This is a genomic window from Micromonospora antibiotica (assembly GCF_017599305.1).
Classification (GTDB): Bacteria; Actinomycetota; Actinomycetes; order Mycobacteriales; family Micromonosporaceae; genus Micromonospora; species Micromonospora antibiotica.
Genome location: NZ_JAGFWR010000018.1, coordinates 103,290 through 120,927, shown reverse-complemented (window position 1 = coordinate 120,927; position 17,638 = coordinate 103,290). Strand labels below are relative to the sequence as shown.

The window sequence follows — 17,638 nt, the reverse complement described above, 5'->3', positions numbered from 1 at the left end:
GGGCAAGCAGCCGCCCGGCGGGCCGAGGCCCACCGGGCGGCGTACGGTGCCCGGTCCGGGTCAGCGCTGCCAGACGCGGACGTAGTCGACCCGGAAGTCGGCCGGGAAGCGGGTGGCCGCGTCCGGGTCGCCCAGCCAGCCGCCGACCTGGAAGTTCAGCCGCAGGTTGAACGGCTTGTTGAACGCCTCGTCGAACCACGGGGTGGTGCTGCGGTCGCGCTGCCAGACCTGCCGGCCGTCGATGTACCAGCGGATCACCCCCGGCTCCCACTCCGTGGTGTACGTGTGGAAGCCGTCACCCGGGTAGCCGGTCGGGAAGTCCCACCGCTGGTCCTGCTTGACCGGCGTGTAGTCGTAGAAGATCGCCTGGGTGGCGGCCTCGTGCAGGGACGACCCGCCGGGCAGCTCCACCACGTCGATCTCGCCCTTGCCGCCGTCGTCGGGGCGCAGCCAGAACGCCGGCCAGAGGCCCTTGGAGTCGGTCGGCCCGTTGGGCGACTTGGCCCGCATCTCGAACCGGCCGTAGGTGAACGACGCCTTGCCGATGGTGTCCAGGTAACTCTGGGTGTACTGCCGGGTCTGCGAACTGCACACCGCGGTTTCCCGCTGGGCGCGCAGGGTCAGCACCCCGTCGGCGACGAAGGTGTTGTCCGCGTCGTCGACGTTGCAGCCCTTGTCAATGTCGCGGCCCTCGTTGTCGCGCAGGTTCCACCGTTTCAGGTCGACGGTGGGCCCGGTGAACTCGTCGGACCAGACCAGCCGCCAGCCGGGCACGTCCGTGCCGGGGCGGACCGTCGGCGTGGGCTTCGGGGCGGCCGTGGTCGGCGCGGGCGGGCCGACCGTCCGGGTCGGCGACGGCGCCACCGTACGCGTCGGCGTGGGCTTCGGGGCGGCAGTGGTCGGCGGGGCCGTGGTGGCCGGTGGCCGGGTCGGCGGCCGGCCGCCCCGCTGGTAGGTCACCACCAGGCTGGGCCGGATGGTGGCCTTCGTGTTCTCCCGGGACGCCCAGTAGATGCGGGTGTTCCAGTTCTCCTGGGTCAGGGCGAAGGTGACCTGGCCGTTGCCGCTGACCGCGCCGGAGACGTCCCACTCGTTGTAGCCCTGGGCGACCCGGTCGACGGTGGCCAGCGCCGGGCCGAGGACGGGCCGTTCGTGCCACGCGCCGGTACCGACCGCGGTGCCCTCGGCGGCGTGCGCCCGGACCCGGGAGGTGAACTGCTGCCAGGCGTACACCCGCAGGGACGCCTTGACCTTCACCGCGTCGGCGGGCAGGCCACGCACCTGGAACTCCAGGACGGCGTCGCGCTGGCCGACCCGGTTGCCGTCGCAGAGTTGCGGGCAGCTGGCCAGGGTGGTCTTGACCCCGTTGTCACCGTCCTGTGGGACCTGGGTGGCCGTGGTGTCCGCGACGGCGGAGAGCACGATCGGCGGCACCTCGGCGGCGATCAGCGGCATCATCGTGGCCACGATGCCGCCGACTGCGGTGACGCTCAGGACACTGAGGACGACCGCCTTGCGTCGGCCGGTGATGGCCGGAAGGGCGCGGTGGATTCCGTGCCTGCTCAAGGAACTCTCCCCGGGTGGGCGACGATTACCGGCAGCAGCGTAACCACCACGGGCGGCTGTGGCAGGGGTGAAATCAAGGTGGCGACAGGACTTAACCAAAGAATAAGGCAGCCGGGGTTGCTTTTCGGCGGGCGAGCAAACGAATGCCGGCTTCCCGAGGTTACGCCTGATTGACCGGAAAGTCGGCGATGCGGTTCGCCGTCATCCTGGCCGCTCCTGACCCGCCGGGCAGGGTCGCGGGGAACGCCCGTCGGACCGGCCGGCCCGACGGGAGGGCGGGTCAGCGGCGGGCCGCCGCCAGCGCCGCGCGCATCGCCTCGACCGGGGCCGGCACCCCCGTGAACTGGGTGAACTGGCCGACGGCCTGGGCCAGCAGCAGATCCAGCCCGGAGAGCACCTGACGGCCGGCGGCCAGCGCCGAGGCGGCCAGCGGGGTCGGCCACGGGTCGTACAACGCGTCGAAGAACACCGTGGACGGTCCCCAGTCGACCCCGTCCGCCAACGGGTCGGCGACCCCCTTCGGCACGGTGGAGACGACCAGGTCGGCACGCAGGTGCGCGGCGGCGTCGGCCCAGGCCACGGGGACCAGGTCCACCCCGACGGCCGCCGCCACCGGCCGCAGCTGCGCCACCGCCGCCGGGCGGCGGGCCACCACGGTCACCGTGGTCACGCCGAGCCCACCGGCGGCGGCCAGGGCGGCCCGGGCGGTGCCCCCGGCGCCGAGCACCGTGACGGCGGCCCCGGCCGGCACCCCCGCCGAGGTCAGCACGGTCACCATGCCGGAGACGTCGGTGTTGTCGGCGTACCAGGAGCCGTCGGGACGCCGTACCAGCGTATTGGCCGCGCCGACGGCGGTGGCGACCGGCGACGCCCGGTCGGCCACCGCGAGCGCGGCCTCCTTGCCCGGCATGGTCACCGACAACCCGGCCCACTCCGACCCCAGGCCGGCGACCAGGGCCGGCAGCTCCTGCGCCCCGCACTCGATCCGGGTGTACGACCAGCCGTCGAGCCCGGCCGCGGCGTAACCGGCGTTGTGGATCACCGGGGAGAGGGAGTGCGCGATCGGCCGGCCGAGCACCGCCGCCCTCACCGGCAGTTCTCTCCGCTCAGCACGCCGTTGGTGCACATCTGGCGTTGCAGGTCACGGAAGTCGGCGTCGGTCGTCCCGTAGCCCATGGTGCCCTTCTTGTCGACGGTCATGAAATAGACCCAGGTGCCGTTGGGCGGGCTCATCGCCCCCTTGAGGGCGTCCTCGCCGGGGTTGCTGATCGGGGTGATGGTCAGCCCGTCCGCGCCGTGCGTCCGGTACGGGTTCTTCGGGTCGTTCAGCTCGGACTGCTTGAGGATGTCGGAATCCTTCGGGTTCTTGCCCTGCAACCGCAGCCAGTAGTTGATCGCGCTGTCGATCTCCAGACACTTGCAGTGGTAGCGGTCGGTGTAGACCCGGTTGTAGATCACCCGGGCCACCTTCGGCATGTCCACGTGGTTGACCGACTCGGCCTGCGCGATCGACGCCGTGATCAGCGCCTCGTACGGGGAGATGCCCCGGTCGGCCTCGACCGTCTCGACGAACTTCATCTCCCCGGTCACGTCGAGGAACTTGTCCACCATCAGCGACAGGATCTGCGGGGCGGTCGCCTTCGGCGGCAGCTCGTAGGTGGCCGGGTAGAGGAAGCCCTCCAGGCTCCGCGGCCCCTTCTTGCCGTCCTTGCGGTTGAACCAGAACTCCGGCACGCCCAACTTGACCGGGTCCTTCGCGGCGGCCTTGAACTCGGCGACCGGAATCTTGGTCTCCTTGGCCAGCAGGTCGTAGATCGCCAGGGTGATCATGCCCTCGGGGATGGTGATCCCGTTGACCACCCGGCTCTTCGGGTCCAGCAACAGGATGAGCGCGTCGGAGGCGCGCATCTCCTTCTTGACCTTGTACCGGCCGACCTGGATGTTCTTGCTGAGCGCGTTGTCGTCGGCCGCCTCGACGAAGGCCTTGGTGCTCTTGACCACACCGGCGTCGTAGAGGGAGTTGCCGATGTCGGTGGCCGTGTCGCCCTGCTTGACGTCGACCAGCGCCTCACCGGTGCCCGGGCCGTCGAAGTCCGGAGTGATGAAGTGGCTACGGATCCGGTCGAAGCCGTAGAAGGCCCCACCCCCGATGCCACCCAGCAGCACCAGGGCCATGAACAGAGCGAAGATCGTCTTCAGGTGCCCGCCGCCCGACTTTCCGCCACCCGACGTGCCGTTGCGTCGGCTGACGAAGCCACGCCGGTGCCGGCCCTTCTCCCCCCTCTCCTGCTCGTCGAACCCGAGGTCCAGATCGTCGATCATTCCGTCCGCCTCCGCTGCGCTTCCAGCCAGCTCTGCAGGATCTCGACCGCGGCGGCCTGATCCACCACCGCACGTTGGCGCTTTCCCCGGACGCCACGCTCGGCAAGCCTACGAGACGCGACGACGGTTGACATCCTCTCGTCGGTGAGCGTCACCGGAACCGGCGCTATCACCTCGGTCAACCGGCGCACGTACGCCAACACGTGCTGGGCCGCCGGCCCCTGCCGGCCCGCCAGATTGACCGGCAGCCCGACGACGACCTCGACGGCCTCGTGCTCGGCCACCAGCTGCGCGAGCTGGGCGAGGTCACCGGGCACCGCGTCCGGGCCGGTGGTCAGATCCCGGGCCAGAGTGACCAGCGGAGTGGCCAGGATCCCGTGCGGGTCGGAGCGGGCCACCCCCACCCGGACCTGCCCGACGTCGACACCCAACCGGACCCCCCGGGACAACTCACTCACCGTCGGTCACCCTCCCCGGTGACGAGCCAGGGCGGACCAGCTCTGGTCCGCCCTGGCTCGTGCGCTGATCCGTCACGCGTCGGCGATCGCCTTCTCGACCGTGAGCAGCAGCTTCGGCGCCTCGGTGGCGGGCAGGCCACCACCCTGCGCGACGTCCTGGCTGCCGCCACCCCGACCGGAGAAGGCCGCCTTGACCAGGTCGTTCGCCGCCAGACCACGGCCACGGGCCGCCGCGTTCACGGCCACCACCAGGGACGCCTTGCCGTTCGATCGGGCCGCCACCGCCACCACCGCCGGCCGCGCCGGGTCGATCTTGCTGCGGATCTCCTGGGCCAGGGTCCGCACGTCGTTACCGGCCGCGCCCTCCGGCGCCTCGGTGCCGACGTACGCCACCCCGCCGACGTCCTTCGCCTGCCCGGCCAGCGCCGTCGCCCCGCCCAGCACCAGCTGGGCGCGGAGCTTCTCCAGCTCCTTCTCGGCGTCACGCAGCTGCGTCACGGTCTGCTCGACCCGGTCGGCGACCTGCTCACCGGGCACCCGGAACAGCTCGGCGAGGCGGGACACCAGCAAGTGCTCACGGGCCAGGAAACCGAACGCGTCCATCCCGACCAGCGCCTCGATCCGGCGCACGCCCGAACCCACCGACGCCTCGGAGAGGATCTTCACCAGGCCGAGCTGGGCCGAACGGGCCACGTGGGTGCCGCCGCACAGCTCCCGGGCGTAGTCGCCGACCTCGACGACCCGGACCCGCTCGCCGTACTTCTCGCCGAACAGCGCCATCGCGCCGATCCGCCGCGCCTCCTCCTGGGTGGTGATGAAGGCGTTGACCTCCAGATCCGCCAACAGCACCTCGTTGACCTGCTGCTCCACGTCGTGCAACACGCTCGGCGACACCCCGGTCGGGGTGTTGAAGTCGAACCGCAGCCGCCCCGGGGCGTTCAGCGAGCCCGCCTGGGTCGCCGACTCGCCCAGGAAGTTACGCATCGTCTGGTGCACCAGGTGGGTCGCGGTGTGCGACCGCGAGATCGCCCGCCGTCGGGTCACGTCGATCTCCGCGTAGCCGGTCTCGCCGGCCCGCACCTCACCCCGGACCACCTTCGCCCGGTGCACGACCAGACCCGGCACCGGCTGCTGCACGTCGAAGACCTCGACCTGACCGGCACCGACCGTGATCAGCCCCTGGTCGGGCTGCTGACCGCCACCCTCGGCATAGAACGGGGTGGTGTCGAGCACCAGCTCGACGGTGTCACCCTCGACCGCCGCGCCGACCTGGACGCCACCGCTGAGCAGCGCCCGGACCCGGGACTCCCGGCTCAGCTCGCTGTAGCCGGTGAACTCCACCGCGCCACCGTCGTCACGCACCGACCGGTACGCCGACACGTCGGTGTGCCCGGTCTTGCGGGCCTGCGCGTCGGCCTTGGCCCGGTTGCGCTGGTCGGCCATCAACCGGCGGAAACCCTCCGCATCCACCTGGAGGCCCTGCTCGGCGGCGATCTCCAACGTCAGGTCGATCGGGAACCCGTACGTGTCGTGCAACTGGAACGCCTGCTCACCCGACAGCGCCGGCTTGCCCGCCGACCGGGTCTGCGCGATCGCCGTGTCCAGGATCGTCGTACCCGCCCGCAACGTCGACAGGAACGCGTCCTCCTCCGCGTACGCATACTGCGAGATCCGGTCGAACTCGGCCGCCAGCTCCGGGTACGACGGGGACATGCAGTCCCGGGCCACCGGCAGCAGCTCCGGCAACGCCCGCTCCTGCCAGCCCAGCAGGCGCACCGCCCGGATCGCCCGCCGCATGATCCGGCGCAGCACGTAGCCGCGCCCCTCGTTGCTCGGGGTCACCCCGTCACCGATCAGCATCAACGCGGTCCGCACGTGGTCGGCGACCACCCGCAGCCGTACGTCGTCCGGGTGCGACTCGCTCGCCACGTGACCCGAGTGCGCGCCGTACCGCTTGCCGGTCAGCTCCGCCGCCCGGTCCAGGATCGGCCGCACCTCGTCGATCTCGTAGAGGTTGTCGACGCCCTGCAGGATCGAGGCCATCCGCTCCAGGCCCATGCCGGTGTCGATGTTCTGCGCCGGCAGGTCACCCAGGATCGGGAAGTCCTCCTTCCCGCTGCCCGGACCCCGCTCGTACTGCATGAAGACCAGGTTCCAGAACTCCATGTAGCGGTCCTCGTCGACCGCCGGGCCGCCCTCGCGGCCGTACTCCGGACCCCGGTCGTAGAACAGCTCCGAGCACGGGCCGCACGGGCCGGGAATACCCATCGACCAGAAGTTGTCCGCCTTGCCCCGGCGCACGATCCGCTCGGCCGGCACCCCCACCGACCGCCAGATCTCGAACGCCTCGTCGTCGTCGAGGTAGACCGTCGGCCAGACCCGCTCCCCGTCCAGCCCGTAACCGCCCTCGGCGACCGGCTTGGTGACCAGGTCCCAGGCCAGTGGGATCGCTCCGGACTTGAAGTAGTCGCCGAAGGAGAAGTTGCCGTTCATCTGGAAGAACGTGCCGTGCCGGCTGGTCTTGCCGACCTCGTCGATGTCCGGCGTACGCAGACACTTCTGCACACTCACCGCCCGCCGGTACGCCGGGGTCTGCTGCCCCAGGAAGTACGGAACGAACTGCACCATGCCGGCGTTGACGAACAGCAGGTTCGGATCACTGATGGCGGGCAGCGGAGCGGACGGCACCACGGTGTGCCCGTTCGCCTCGAAATGGGCGAGGTACCGCCGCTTGATCTCCGCCGTCTTCATCGCTGGTGCTCCTCCGGAAAGATCTCTCGGTCACCGATACGCGGGTCCTCCCGCAGCTCGGCGAACTGGTCGTCGAACGCCTCACCCCGGGCGAACGCCTCGTGGATCTCCTGCTCGCGCTCGGCCATCCCGATCCGTACGTCCTCCACGAAGCTACGCAGCGACTCGACCAGACCGCCAGCGGATTCGGACAGCCCACTGGCGATCCCCGCCGGGGTGTACGCCTGCGCGGTCCGGGTGGCCTTGCGGACCACCACCACGCCCACGGCCAGCCCGATGCCGAGCCAGAAAAGTCGCCTCATGTCTCATGCCTCCTGTGCGACCCGGGCCGGGTCAGCGGTTGCCACGCCGGGCGGCGCGACGCTGCTGCTTGATGGTGTCGCGCACCTCACGCTCGGTCTCCGCGGTCCGCCGCGCCGAGGCGGCCCGGCGGACGCCGTACCCGAACGCCGCCACCTTCACCAGCGGGTTCGCCGCGGCGGCGGAGACGACGGTGGCCAGGTTCGCCACGTTGGCGGTGACGTTCTGCGCGTGGTTGGTCATCGTGTCGACCTTGGCGAGTTGCAGGTTCACCCCGTCGAGGGAGGTCTGCACCTGCTCCAGGGCGACGTTGACGTTCTTGACCGTGGTGTTCACGTCCCCCAGCAACGGGGCGGTCTGCTCGTTGAGGTCGTTGATCATCCGGGTCGTCGCGTCCACGGTGTGCCGCAGCCGCAGGATCGGTACCGCCAGCACGAGCACCAGCATCAGGAACGCGCCGGCCGCGATCAGCGCAGCGATCTGTCCACCATCCACGCATGTCCTCCTCAAGCAGGGTTCCGGGGCCCGACGCCCCGGAACACGCGACCCGGGTCGCGGCGTGACCCGCACCGGGTCGATCGGGAGCAGGCGGGCCTGCCAGCCCCAGACCCTACCGTCCGTGATGGAAGCCGGCTCAGGATGGTGAAGGTGTCGGGCTGCCGAGCGGATCGTCGGTGATCGTCGGGAACGGGTCCTCACCGGTCAGTGACGGGTCGGTGCTCGGCTGTGGCCGGGTCCGCTCGTCGTCGATCGCGTTGCGGACCTTCACCGACACCAGCGAGCCGGTGCACTCCCCCGCCGCGGGCGGGACCGGGGTGGCCGGCGGTACCGCCGGGTCGCCGCTCGCCGGCGGTGCCGCACAGGTCGGCTCCCGCACCCACAGGTCGAGGGTCAACTCGTCGCGCCGCCAGCAGGTGTAGCTGCCCTTGGCCGGCTGTTCCGGGCACCGGGTCACCTTCCACGGCCGCCAGCCCTGCGCGCGCAGGGCCTGTTCGTAGACCTGGGTGGTCTCCTGCGGCGCGCGGTCGGACTCCACGGTGCGCTCCCGCAGCCGGCAGTCCTGCAGGCACCAGCGGCTGCCGCTGACGTTGTCCACCGTCTCCACCGTCGCCCAACCCGGCACGCCCAACTCGTCGAGGGTGCCGAAGACCGGGTCCCGGCTCAAGGTCCGCATCCCGAAGAAGGCCGGGAGCGCCCCGAGGAGCAACGCGCTGGCCAGCACCAGGATTCCCAGCCGCAGGCGACGCCGGTGCCCCGTCCGGCGACGCGGTTCGCCGCCGGTGTCGTCGGCGCCGTCGGGCTCGTCCTGCGTGGGCGAACGCAACGGCGCCCCGGCCGACCCGTCCGGATCGGACCGGGCCCCCTGCGGTGGCGTCACCCGGGCCACCCCGGGGCCGTCGACCCGACCGGAGGACGGGCCGGCCGGAGCACCTGCCGGCTCCGTCCGATCGGGGGGACGCACCGGAGGTGCTGCCCGGCCCACGGCGTCCTGCGGGCCGGCGACCGGTCGTCCGCCCGGCGCGGTGGCCCGGGCGACAGCAGCCGCCGCGACGGCCCCACCCGTACCGGCGGGTCGGGCAGCGGACCGTGGCCCGGCGGGCCGGCCGCCGTCCGCGCCAGCCGCCCGATGCGGATCGTCGGTGATGGCGGGCGGGCGGGCGACGCCGGTGACCGGGCCGGTGGCGGGACCGTCCGGGCGGGCGGTGCCGGTGACCGACCCCTCCGCACGGGCGGTGCCCCGCGACGACGTGCCGGGACGGGGTGCGACCGGGTCAGACGCGCCGGGCTTGGCCGCCCTCGGGTCAGGCTGCGCCGCCCTCGGGTCGGACGCGCCCGGTCGGGTCGTCCTCGGGTCGGACCCGCCCGGTCGGGGTGCCCCCGGCTGCGGGGCCGGCGGGGCGGGGGCGTCCGGACGTGGCCCGCCCCCGGCGCGTACCTCGTTGCGGGGCGCGGCGGCAGCGTTCGGACCCGGTGCGCCGAAGCGGGGAGCGCCGGAGGTCGGTGCCGTCGCGGCACCGTCCGGACCGGCGTCGCGGGACGGTCGGGCCGCCGGCGGCGGGCCTGCCGGGCGCGACTCGCCCGGGACCGGCGCGGCCCCGGGCACCGGGGCCGAGCCGCCGACCCGGGGGCCACCGGAAACCGTACCGGGACCGGCGGGGCGCGCAGCCCCCGCACCCGGCGGCGTGCCGGGCACCGGTACGGAAGCGGTACCACCGGCCCGGGGGCCGCCGGACCCGGGATCGGAGCCACCGGGACGCGGACCCCGAGCCGGGTCGGGCCCGGGGCGGGCTGCACGGGCCGGACCGGGGTCATCGCCCACCGGCCCGGGACCGGCCGGCCGCTCGGGCGGGACCGGCCGTGCCGTCCCCCGAGCCGGCCCAGCCTGCTCCGGCCGGCGCGGGTCGCCCTGCTCCGGCCGGCGCGGGCCAGCCTGCTCCGGCCGGCGCGGGTCACCGTGCTCCGGCCGGCGCGGGCCAGCCTGCTCCGGCCGGCGCGGGTCTCCCTGCTCCGGCCGGCGCGGGTCTCCCTGCTCCGGCCGGCGCGGGTCTCCCTGCTCCGGCCGGTGCGGGTCGCCCGGTCGCCCCCGACCAGCCGGGTCGGCCGGACCAACGCCGCCCGGCGGGGTCGGCCGACCACCCGGTGGGGTCGATCGGTTGAGCACCCGCAGGGCGGGGTCGGTGTGTGAGGTGCGACCGGCCTGCCGCAGCCAGTCCGCCGGCCGATCCGGCCGGTCGCCACGGGGCCGCTCGTCCTGGGCGGGACCGGGCGGGACCGGGCGACCAACCGCCGTACCCTCGTCCGGCCGACTCCGCCGGCCCCGCGACTCGTCGATGGGCGGGCGTCCCTGGGGATCGGACTCGTTCCCGGTCCGGACACGCCACTGCCCTGACGGCTCCTCACCGTCCGGGCGGTTCCGCCGCCCCCCGGGCCCGTCGCCGGCCGACCCGGGACGGTGGGCCGCCGGTCCGCCGTCAGCACCGGACCGTCGGCCCGGTGGGGGGGCGATGTCGGTGGGCGGGCGGCGACGCCCGTTGTCGTCGTGGGCAGCCGGACCGGACCGGCCGGTGCCGGGAACGGACGGCGACGGCGGAACACCGGGTGGGGTCGGCGCGGCCCCGGGTAGCGGTGGCGCGTTGCCGGTCAGCGGCACCGCCGGTTGGTCCGGTTCGGCGGCACGACGACGGCCTGCCCGCTCGCCGGCCGGCCGGCCACCGGCATCACGCACGGGGGTGGGCGGTGCCTCGGCACGGCGGACCCCCCCGGCCCGGCCGGGTGCCGCCGTCTCGGGCGGAGGGTTACCGCCCGGCGGGGCCGTCGGGGCGGTACGGGGGCCGCCGGCAGTCGGGTCCGGTAGTACTCCGGCGCCGGTCGGGGCACCCACCCCGGCGCGGGGTGTGCCCGCCGGCTGCGCCGCAGCGGGCGCGGGACCACCGGGCCCGGGGCCGGGCCGGTTCGCCGGTTCGATCGGACCGGGACGTCGCTCTCTCGGCCGGTCGTCCGGCACGGTCCGGCGACCCCGCAGGGAAGGACCATCCGCTGCCGCCGCCCCCGACCGGTCGTCGGGTACCGCCCGACGGCCCGGGGGTGGCCCGGCAGGGGTCGGGGCACCGTGCGAAGGCCCGGCAGGCGTCGGGGCACCGGGACCGGCCCATCCGACAGGTGGTGCCTGACCGGGTGGCACCGGTCGGCCGGGAGCCGCGCCGGGGACCGTCGCCCGGCCGGGGGCCGGGACCGCAGCCCGGCCCGGACCGGAACCACCGGCGGTGGCGTCCGGGTGGGATGCCTGTCCGGGCCGCTGCGGGCCGGGGTGATCGGCGGACGCCTGGCCCGGCCAGGGCCCGGCACCCGGACGCGGATGCTGCCCGGAGGGTGCGGACCAGCCCGGCCCACGCACCGGTGGGGCAGCCTGGGTAGCGGGGTGTGCCGGCCCCGGTGGTGATCCGTCGGGGCGGGCGGGACGGGGCGAATCGGTGCCGGCTGACGCCGCCCCGGGCCGGGCGGGGCCGACCGGCGGCAGCGGGGACGACCCACCCGGCTGCGGCGGGCGGGGGCCACCCGATGTCGGCGTCTCCCGCCGCGGACCCGGTGAACCGGCCGGCGGACCTGTCGGAGGTCCGGACTCCGGTCGGGCGCCCGGCTGCTGCTGCGGCCGAAGCTCCGGCGGGGCCGGCTGCTGCCGGGGAGCCGGCGGTGCCTGCTGCGGCCGGGGGTCCGGCTGCGGTGGGCGGACGCCGGCCGAGGGGGGCCCGTCGGGACGGGACACCGGCTGACCGACGCGCGGCGCGACCGGTCCCCCCGGGGCGTCCGGCGGGGCGACCGGTCCCCGTCCGGCAACCGGCGGCACCGGGCGGACCGGCGGCACGGGACCACCGTCCGGGCCGAGTTCGGTGCGCTGCTGTTTCGCCGTACGCAGGTCGTCGATCCAACCGAACTCTTCGCCGGCCGGCTCGGGCGGGGTGTCGTCGCCGCCCCGCCCCCGACCCCACCGACGTCCCTTGGCGCGAGGTTCACGCCGCTCGTCGGGACCGTCCTGCGGTTGCTCCCCACCTCGCGATGTCACTGCTGAACCTCCCCGGCGTCGCCGCCGTCCTCATCCGCCCCACCGGCGTGTCCCGGGCCCGACGGGTGACGGCCGTTGACCACCGGCACCGGCCCGTCGGGTCGTGACACCGGGGTGGACAGCCCCCGGACGATCCGGCGCAGCAGGGGCAGCCGGGCGGCCACCGACCGCTCGGCACCGTGCCCGCTGGGCCGGTAGTAGTCGGTCCCGACGAGGTCGTCGGGAGCGTACTGCTGGGTGACCACTCCGCGTTGGTCGTCGTGCGGGTAGCGGTAGCCCGTGCCATGCCCGAGCCCCCGCGCGCCGGAGTAGTGCGCGTCGCGCAGCCCACGCGGCACCGCGCCGCCCCGACCGGCCCGTACGTCGGCCATCGCCGCGCCGAGGGCCGTGGTGGCCGAGTTGGACTTCGGCGCGGTCGCCAGGTGGATCACCGCCTGGGCGAGGTTGAGCTGGGCCTCGGGCAGGCCGACGTACTCCACCGCGTGCGCGGCGGCGGTGGCCACCGACAGGGCGGTCGGGTCGGCCAGGCCGACGTCCTCGCTGGCGAAGATGACCATGCGGCGGGCGATGAACCGGGCGTCCTCCCCGGCGACCAGCATCCGGGCCAGCCAGTGCAGCGCGGCGTCGACGTCCGAGCCGCGCATGCTCTTGATGAAGGCGCTGGTCACGTCGTAGTGCGCGTCGCCGTCGCGGTCGTAACGCACGGCCGCCACGTCCACCGCCTGTTCGGTGGTGGCCAGGTCGATCCGGTCGACGTCGAGCGCGGTCGCCGAGGCCGCCGCCGCCTCCAGCGCGGTGAGCGCCTTGCGGACGTCACCGCCGGCCAGGCGCACCAGGTGGTCCTCGGCGTCGGTGGCCAGGGTCAGCGCGCCGGCGAGGCCGCGCGGGTCGGTCACCGCACGCCGTAGCAGCGCCCGCACGGCCGCGTCGTCCAACGGCTGGAGGGTGAGCAGCACGCAACGGGACAGCAGCGGCGAGATGACGGAGAAGTACGGATTCTCGGTGGTCGCCGCGAGCAGGGTGACCGTACGGTCCTCGACGGCGGCGAGCAGCGAATCCTGTTGGGTCTTGCTGAACCGGTGCACCTCGTCGATGAAGAGCACGGTCTGCGGGCCGCCGGAGCGGCGCTGCCGACGGGCGGCTTCGATGACGGCCCGGACGTCCTTGACCCCGGCGGTCAGCGCCGACATGGCCACGAAGCGACGGTCGGTGGCCCGGGCCACCAGGTGGGCGATGGTGGTCTTGCCGCTGCCCGGCGGGCCCCAGAGGATGACCGACAGCGCCGCGCCGCCGCCGACGAGCTGACGCAGCGGGGCGCCGGGCGCGAGGAGGTGTTCCTGCCCGACCAGCTCGTCGATGCTCGCGGGCCGCATCCGCACCGGCAGGGGGGCGTCCTGCCCCACCGAGGCGAAGTCGTCGACGCCGACGGTGCCCGCGGGGGCGCTGGGCGCCGCGGCGGGTGCACCGAGGGAGAAGAGGGCGTCGGAATCCATCAGGAAGACAGTACCGGGCGGGGCCGACGACGCCGGAATCGCGCCGTCGGCCCCGCCCGTTCTGATCCGATGCGGTCAGGTGCGGTCAGCCGCGACCCGGCCGACGGCCCCGGTACCACCGGCCGCCGCCACCGCCGCGCGGGCCGCTGCCGACGCCGGCCAGGTAGAGCGAGAGCAGCAGCAGGCCGATCAGGACCAGGGTGTTCCAGTTGAACAGGTCGGGGGCGCCGAAGTTGGTGTTGAGCAGGTCCAGCAGGAGCGCGAAGCCGAAGACGACGGCCGCGAGGATGGCGAGCATGTGTATGTCCTCCGGTAGGGGGTCCCAGTAGGTCGGCCCCGATGTACCCAATCGGTCGACTCGTCAATCTCCACCGTGGAGATCGCCGTCGCCGGGGCGTCTCGCCCGGCCGGGTTCTAGGCTGCTCGCATGATCGACACCGACCGGGAACTTGCCGGCCGGGCGGCAGTCCTCGCCGCCACCGACCACCATCCGTACGTACGGCACGCGTTGCGGCGCGACGACCGGCCCCGCGGCTGGGTCCGCGACGGCGCGGTGGCCTGGGTGCTCCCGGCGGCGGAGAACGACCGGGCGGGTGGTGTGGTCGGTCCGGTCGACGCGGCGGTGGAGCTGGTCGCGGCGCTGGTCGCCGACGGGTTCGTGCGCCCGGGGCAGTACCTGCAGCTGCCCCGGGCCGACCGGAGGCTGCTGGTCGACCGGTTCGGCGCGACCCGGGTCGACGACTGGGATTTCCTCTGGACCACCGCCGCCCCGCCCCGGCAACACGGGCAGGAGCGGGTGGTCCGCCTCGGCCCGGCGGACCACCCGGCACTGTCCGCGCTGATCGACGACGCCTTCCCCACCTCCTCGTCGCGCCCCGAGGACCCGACGGTCGTCGACTGGTACGGCAGGTGGGAGGCCGAGCGACTGGTCGCCTGTGGGGCGGACCGCAGTCGCGGCGACATCGGCTTCCTCGCCGGGCTGACCGTGGCCCGCGACCGACGGGGGCGGGGGCTGGGCGCAGCGCTGACCGCCGGGATGACCCGGGCCCTGCTCACCCGGTACGACCAGGTCGGGCTCGGCGTCTACGCCGACAACCTCGCCGCGCTGCGGCTCTACCGCCGGCTCGGCTTCACCGGCACCCTACGACGCAGCTCGGTGTGGCTCGGCTGAGGCCGCCGACCCGGCCGGCTGAGCGCCCCGGTGGTCGGCCCCGGCGGGCACGGCCGGAAGTCCGGCCCCGGCGGGCACAGCGGGAAGTCCGGCCCCGGCCGGTGTGGCCGGAACGTTCCCAGGTCCGGCTTCGACCGGGACGTTCCCCGGCTCGACTTCGACCGGGACGTCGCCGGGTGGGGCTGCGGCCGGGGTGGCCCGCCGGCCGGCCCACCAGGCGGGCAGGTAGAGCGGGGCGGCCACCGCCAGCGCGACCGCGCCGACCACCATCGCCGGGCCGACCCCGTTGCGGTCGGCCAGCGCGGTGAGCAGCACCGCGCCGAGGGCGAACCCCGGTTGCCCCATCATCGAGTTGAGCGAGATGACGCTGGTCCGGTAGGGCCCGTCGACCTGCCGGTGCAGCAGCCCCAGGTGCAGCGGGTTGGACGCGCCGTGCACCGCATAGCAGGCCAGGTAGGCGACCAGCACCCCGACCGGCCCGGCGAACAGCCCCATACCGAGCACGGTGACACCCTGGAGGATGCGCAGCAGCCCGGCGGCGGGGGCGGCACCGAGCCAGCGCAGCAGCAGCGGGGTGGCCGCCGCACCGGCCGCCGAGACCAGCCAGGCCGCCGAGTTGGCCGGGCCGAGCAGTGCCGCCGCCCGCTCGGCGTCGCCGACCACGTCGGCGAGCCGGATCGGCAGCAGCGACTCGAAGGTGACCATGCCGAAACCCCAGAACAGCTCCACCGAGACCAGGGCGAGCAGCACCCGGGAGCGGCGCAACAGGCCGACGGCCCGACCCACCATCCGGGGTGCCGCCACGACCGAGGCACGCAGCGTGCCGGGGCCCCGGGCCGGGCCGGTCTCGACCAGCATGATCAGCAGAACGACCAGGGCGACGGCCTGGAGGGCGGCGGCGACCAGCACCGGCACCGTCAGGGCGCTCACCGGCCCGACCGGGCCGAGCGCGATGAGGCCGCCGCTGAGCAGCGCACCGCCGGCGATGGTGACGCCCGCGACGGTGCCGGCGAAGCCGAGGCCGGGCTCGTAGTCGGCGTCCCGGTCGGCGGCGAGCGTGGACTCGACGTACCAGGAGTCGAGCGGGCCGCTGTCGAGCGCCCGGTAGACCCCTTGCAGGGCCCAGACCAGGAAGAACAGGGCGAACGAGTCCGCCACCGCGAACAGCCCGAGCGACAGCAGGCTCACCGACCAGGCGGTGACCAGGACCACCCGGCTGCCGAGCGCGTCGGCCAGGCCACCGGTCGGCAGCTCCAGCACCAGCACGACCAGGCCCTGGGCGGTGGCGACCAGACCGATCTGGGACAGCGACAGGCCGCGTTCCTGCATCAGCAGGATCAGCACCGGAATGGTCAGGCCGGTGGGCAGCCACCGCAGGCCGTAGAGGGTGAGATAACGGAACCGGACCTGGCGTACGGTCAGCGCGGCCATCACTGCTGCTCGATCATCGGGAACGCGGCCACGAAGACGTGCACCCGCTCGGCGTCCGGCTGCGTCGGGTCCGCCTCGGTGCGGTAGCGCTCCAGGACCTGCCACAGCTCGTCCTCCAGGGCCTGGAGCCGGTCGGCGGGGAGGCTGAGGAAGGCGTCGCTCATCCCGAACGCGTCCCGCCAGGCCGGTGACCAGTCCTGCTGGACGGCGAACCAGCGTTCGGCCCGCTCAGCCAGGAGGCGCACCTGGTCGCCCTGGATCCACTCGATCGCGGCCCGGGCGTCGGGGTCGTCGTCGAAGTCGCTCGGCTCCCAGTCGGTCACCTCGTGCGCGGCCCGCCACCAGCGCTGCCGCCCGGCGCTGCGGTCCGGGTCCTCGACCACCAGCCCCACGTCGGCGAGCTGGCGCAGGTGGTAGCTGGTGGCGCCGGTGTTGGTGGCGAGCAGGCCGGCGAGGGTGGTGGCGGTGGCCGGTCCCTGCACCCGCAGCGCGCCGAGCAGCCGCAGCCGTAGCGGGTGGGCCAGGACGCGGACCTGCCGGTGGTCGATCCGGACGGAGCTGGTCGCGGGTCGCCCGCCGGTGTCGTCGTTCTCCATGCATGCACAATAACTGTGCACAGAATCTATGCACAATATTTGTGCATAGATTCTGTGCAAGCTTTCCTGTGGGACCCGACACGGCCGACCCGACGGTCTGCTTGTCAGTCGGCGAGCAACTCGGTCACGCCGCGCAGCCGGGTCCGCAGCAGGGTGACGGCGCGGGACGAGTCGAGCCGCACGTCGGTGGGACGCCGCAGCCCGGCCGCCGTGGTCGTGGCGGTCGTCATCCCGGCCGGATCGATCCCGTGCCGACGGGCCACCAGCAGTCCCAGCCCGGCCCGGCTGACCGGCTCCGGGCCGGCCACGTTGAGCGGGCCGGCGACTGTCGAGTCGGCCAGTTCCAGCACCGCGTCGGCCAGGTCACCGACGTCGACCGGGCAGCGCAACTCGTCGGTGAACAGGGTGGCCCGACCCGCCAACGCGTCCCGGCAGAGCTGGATCTGCTTGCTGCCCTCCCCCAGGATCAGCGAGGTCCGCACCAGCACCGCGCCCGGGTCGACCACCCGTACGGCGGTTTCCGCCGCCGCCTTCGCCGCACCGTAGGGATGCACCGGGGTCGGCACGTCGTCGTCGAGATAGGGGGTCGGACGGCCGGCGTGCAGCGCGTCACTGGACAGGTGCACCAACCGCGCCCCGACCTCGGCCGCCGCGTACGCGACGTGCGCCGCCCCGTCGGCGGTGACCGTCCAGTCGTCGGTGCGGTACGCGGTCGCGACGACGACGTCCGGGCGTACCTCGGCGACCAGCCGGCGCACCGCCTCCCGATCGGTCACGTCGAGCCGCCGCACCGCCACCCCGGGCACCCCGACCGCACCCGACCAGCACGTCCCCACCACCGACCACCCGGCGGCAACCCCCCGCCGACACACCTCACCCCCGAGAAACCCACTACCCCCCACCACCAGCGCCCGCATCCCACCACTCCCCCTACAGCGATCAAGAGGTTCACGTCACCTCACGGCGTGATGATGACGTAAACCTCTTGA

14 protein-coding genes are annotated in these 17,638 nt (G+C 74.1%); 1 reads left to right on the top strand and 13 read right to left on the bottom strand.

Translation table 11 applies throughout. The features are described from left to right. Positions 1-60: 60 nt before the first annotated feature. The 10 genes from JQN83_RS33890 to JQN83_RS24310 all read right to left on the bottom strand — a co-directional run bounded on the left by JQN83_RS33890 (position 61) and on the right by JQN83_RS24310 (position 13,749). A complete protein-coding gene (locus tag JQN83_RS33890; protein WP_208569479.1) occupies positions 61-1,566 on the bottom strand; it encodes a glycoside hydrolase family 16 protein in 1,506 nt (501 codons plus the stop codon). 280 nt (positions 1,567-1,846) lie between these two features. Beyond that, complete coding sequence (locus JQN83_RS24350; RefSeq protein ID WP_208569478.1) at positions 1,847-2,656, bottom strand: shikimate dehydrogenase; 810 nt, start codon at positions 2,654-2,656, stop codon at positions 1,847-1,849. After that, entirely contained in the window at positions 2,653-3,888 is a 1,236-nt protein-coding gene (gene mltG / locus JQN83_RS24345; protein WP_208569477.1) for an endolytic transglycosylase MltG, read from the bottom strand. Before mltG ends, JQN83_RS24350 begins: the two co-directional genes overlap by 4 nt. Continuing rightward, the gene (ruvX, locus tag JQN83_RS24340) at positions 3,885-4,346 is read right to left on the bottom strand and encodes a Holliday junction resolvase RuvX (protein WP_208569476.1); all 462 of its coding nucleotides are present in this window, start codon (positions 4,344-4,346) and stop codon (positions 3,885-3,887) included. The genes mltG and ruvX overlap by 4 nt, the downstream gene beginning before the upstream one ends. Positions 4,347-4,418: 72 nt before the next feature. Then, positions 4,419-7,097 (bottom strand): alanine--tRNA ligase, encoded by a 2,679-nt coding sequence (gene alaS / locus JQN83_RS24335; protein WP_208569475.1) that lies wholly within the window; start codon positions 7,095-7,097, stop codon positions 4,419-4,421. Next, positions 7,094-7,399, bottom strand: coding sequence for a hypothetical protein (locus JQN83_RS24330; protein ID WP_208569474.1), 306 nt, complete (start codon positions 7,397-7,399; stop codon positions 7,094-7,096). The genes alaS and JQN83_RS24330 overlap by 4 nt, the downstream gene beginning before the upstream one ends. Positions 7,400-7,430: 31 nt before the next feature. After that, the gene (locus JQN83_RS24325; RefSeq protein WP_208569473.1) at positions 7,431-7,892 is read right to left on the bottom strand and encodes a DUF948 domain-containing protein; all 462 of its coding nucleotides are present in this window, start codon (positions 7,890-7,892) and stop codon (positions 7,431-7,433) included. A 139-nt stretch (positions 7,893-8,031) separates the two neighbouring features. Further along, on the bottom strand, positions 8,032-8,721 hold the full coding sequence (locus JQN83_RS24320; protein ID WP_244253108.1) for a hypothetical protein: 690 nt from the start codon (positions 8,719-8,721) through the stop codon (positions 8,032-8,034). A 3,233-nt stretch (positions 8,722-11,954) separates the two neighbouring features. Further along, positions 11,955-13,451 carry a replication-associated recombination protein A gene (locus tag JQN83_RS24315; protein ID WP_208569471.1) on the bottom strand — a complete coding sequence of 499 codons (1,497 nt, stop codon included), beginning with the start codon at positions 13,449-13,451 and terminating at the stop codon, positions 11,955-11,957. A gap of 85 nt (positions 13,452-13,536) precedes the next feature. Then, positions 13,537-13,749: a hypothetical protein gene (locus JQN83_RS24310; protein ID WP_067307861.1), complete on the bottom strand. Its 213-nt coding sequence runs from the start codon at positions 13,747-13,749 to the stop codon at positions 13,537-13,539. 129 nt (positions 13,750-13,878) lie between these two features. Here JQN83_RS24310 and JQN83_RS24305 point away from each other — a divergent pair, with 129 nt between their 5' ends. Further along, a complete protein-coding gene (locus JQN83_RS24305; protein ID WP_208569470.1) occupies positions 13,879-14,622 on the top strand; it encodes a GNAT family N-acetyltransferase in 744 nt (247 codons plus the stop codon). Here JQN83_RS24305 and JQN83_RS24300 read toward each other — a convergent pair. The 3 genes from JQN83_RS24300 to JQN83_RS24290 form a co-directional block, all read right to left on the bottom strand. Continuing rightward, entirely contained in the window at positions 14,593-16,053 is a 1,461-nt protein-coding gene (locus JQN83_RS24300; protein ID WP_208569469.1) for an MFS transporter, read from the bottom strand. The two genes, JQN83_RS24305 and JQN83_RS24300, sit on opposite strands and share 30 nt — an antisense overlap. Then, positions 16,053-16,649, bottom strand: a complete 597-nt coding sequence (locus JQN83_RS24295; protein ID WP_208569468.1) for an ArsR/SmtB family transcription factor — start codon at positions 16,647-16,649, stop codon at positions 16,053-16,055. The genes JQN83_RS24300 and JQN83_RS24295 overlap by 1 nt, the downstream gene beginning before the upstream one ends. Before the next feature lie 104 nt (positions 16,650-16,753). Beyond that, entirely contained in the window at positions 16,754-17,566 is an 813-nt protein-coding gene (locus tag JQN83_RS24290) for an SDR family oxidoreductase (RefSeq protein WP_208569467.1), read from the bottom strand. Positions 17,567-17,638: the final 72 nt, after the last annotated feature.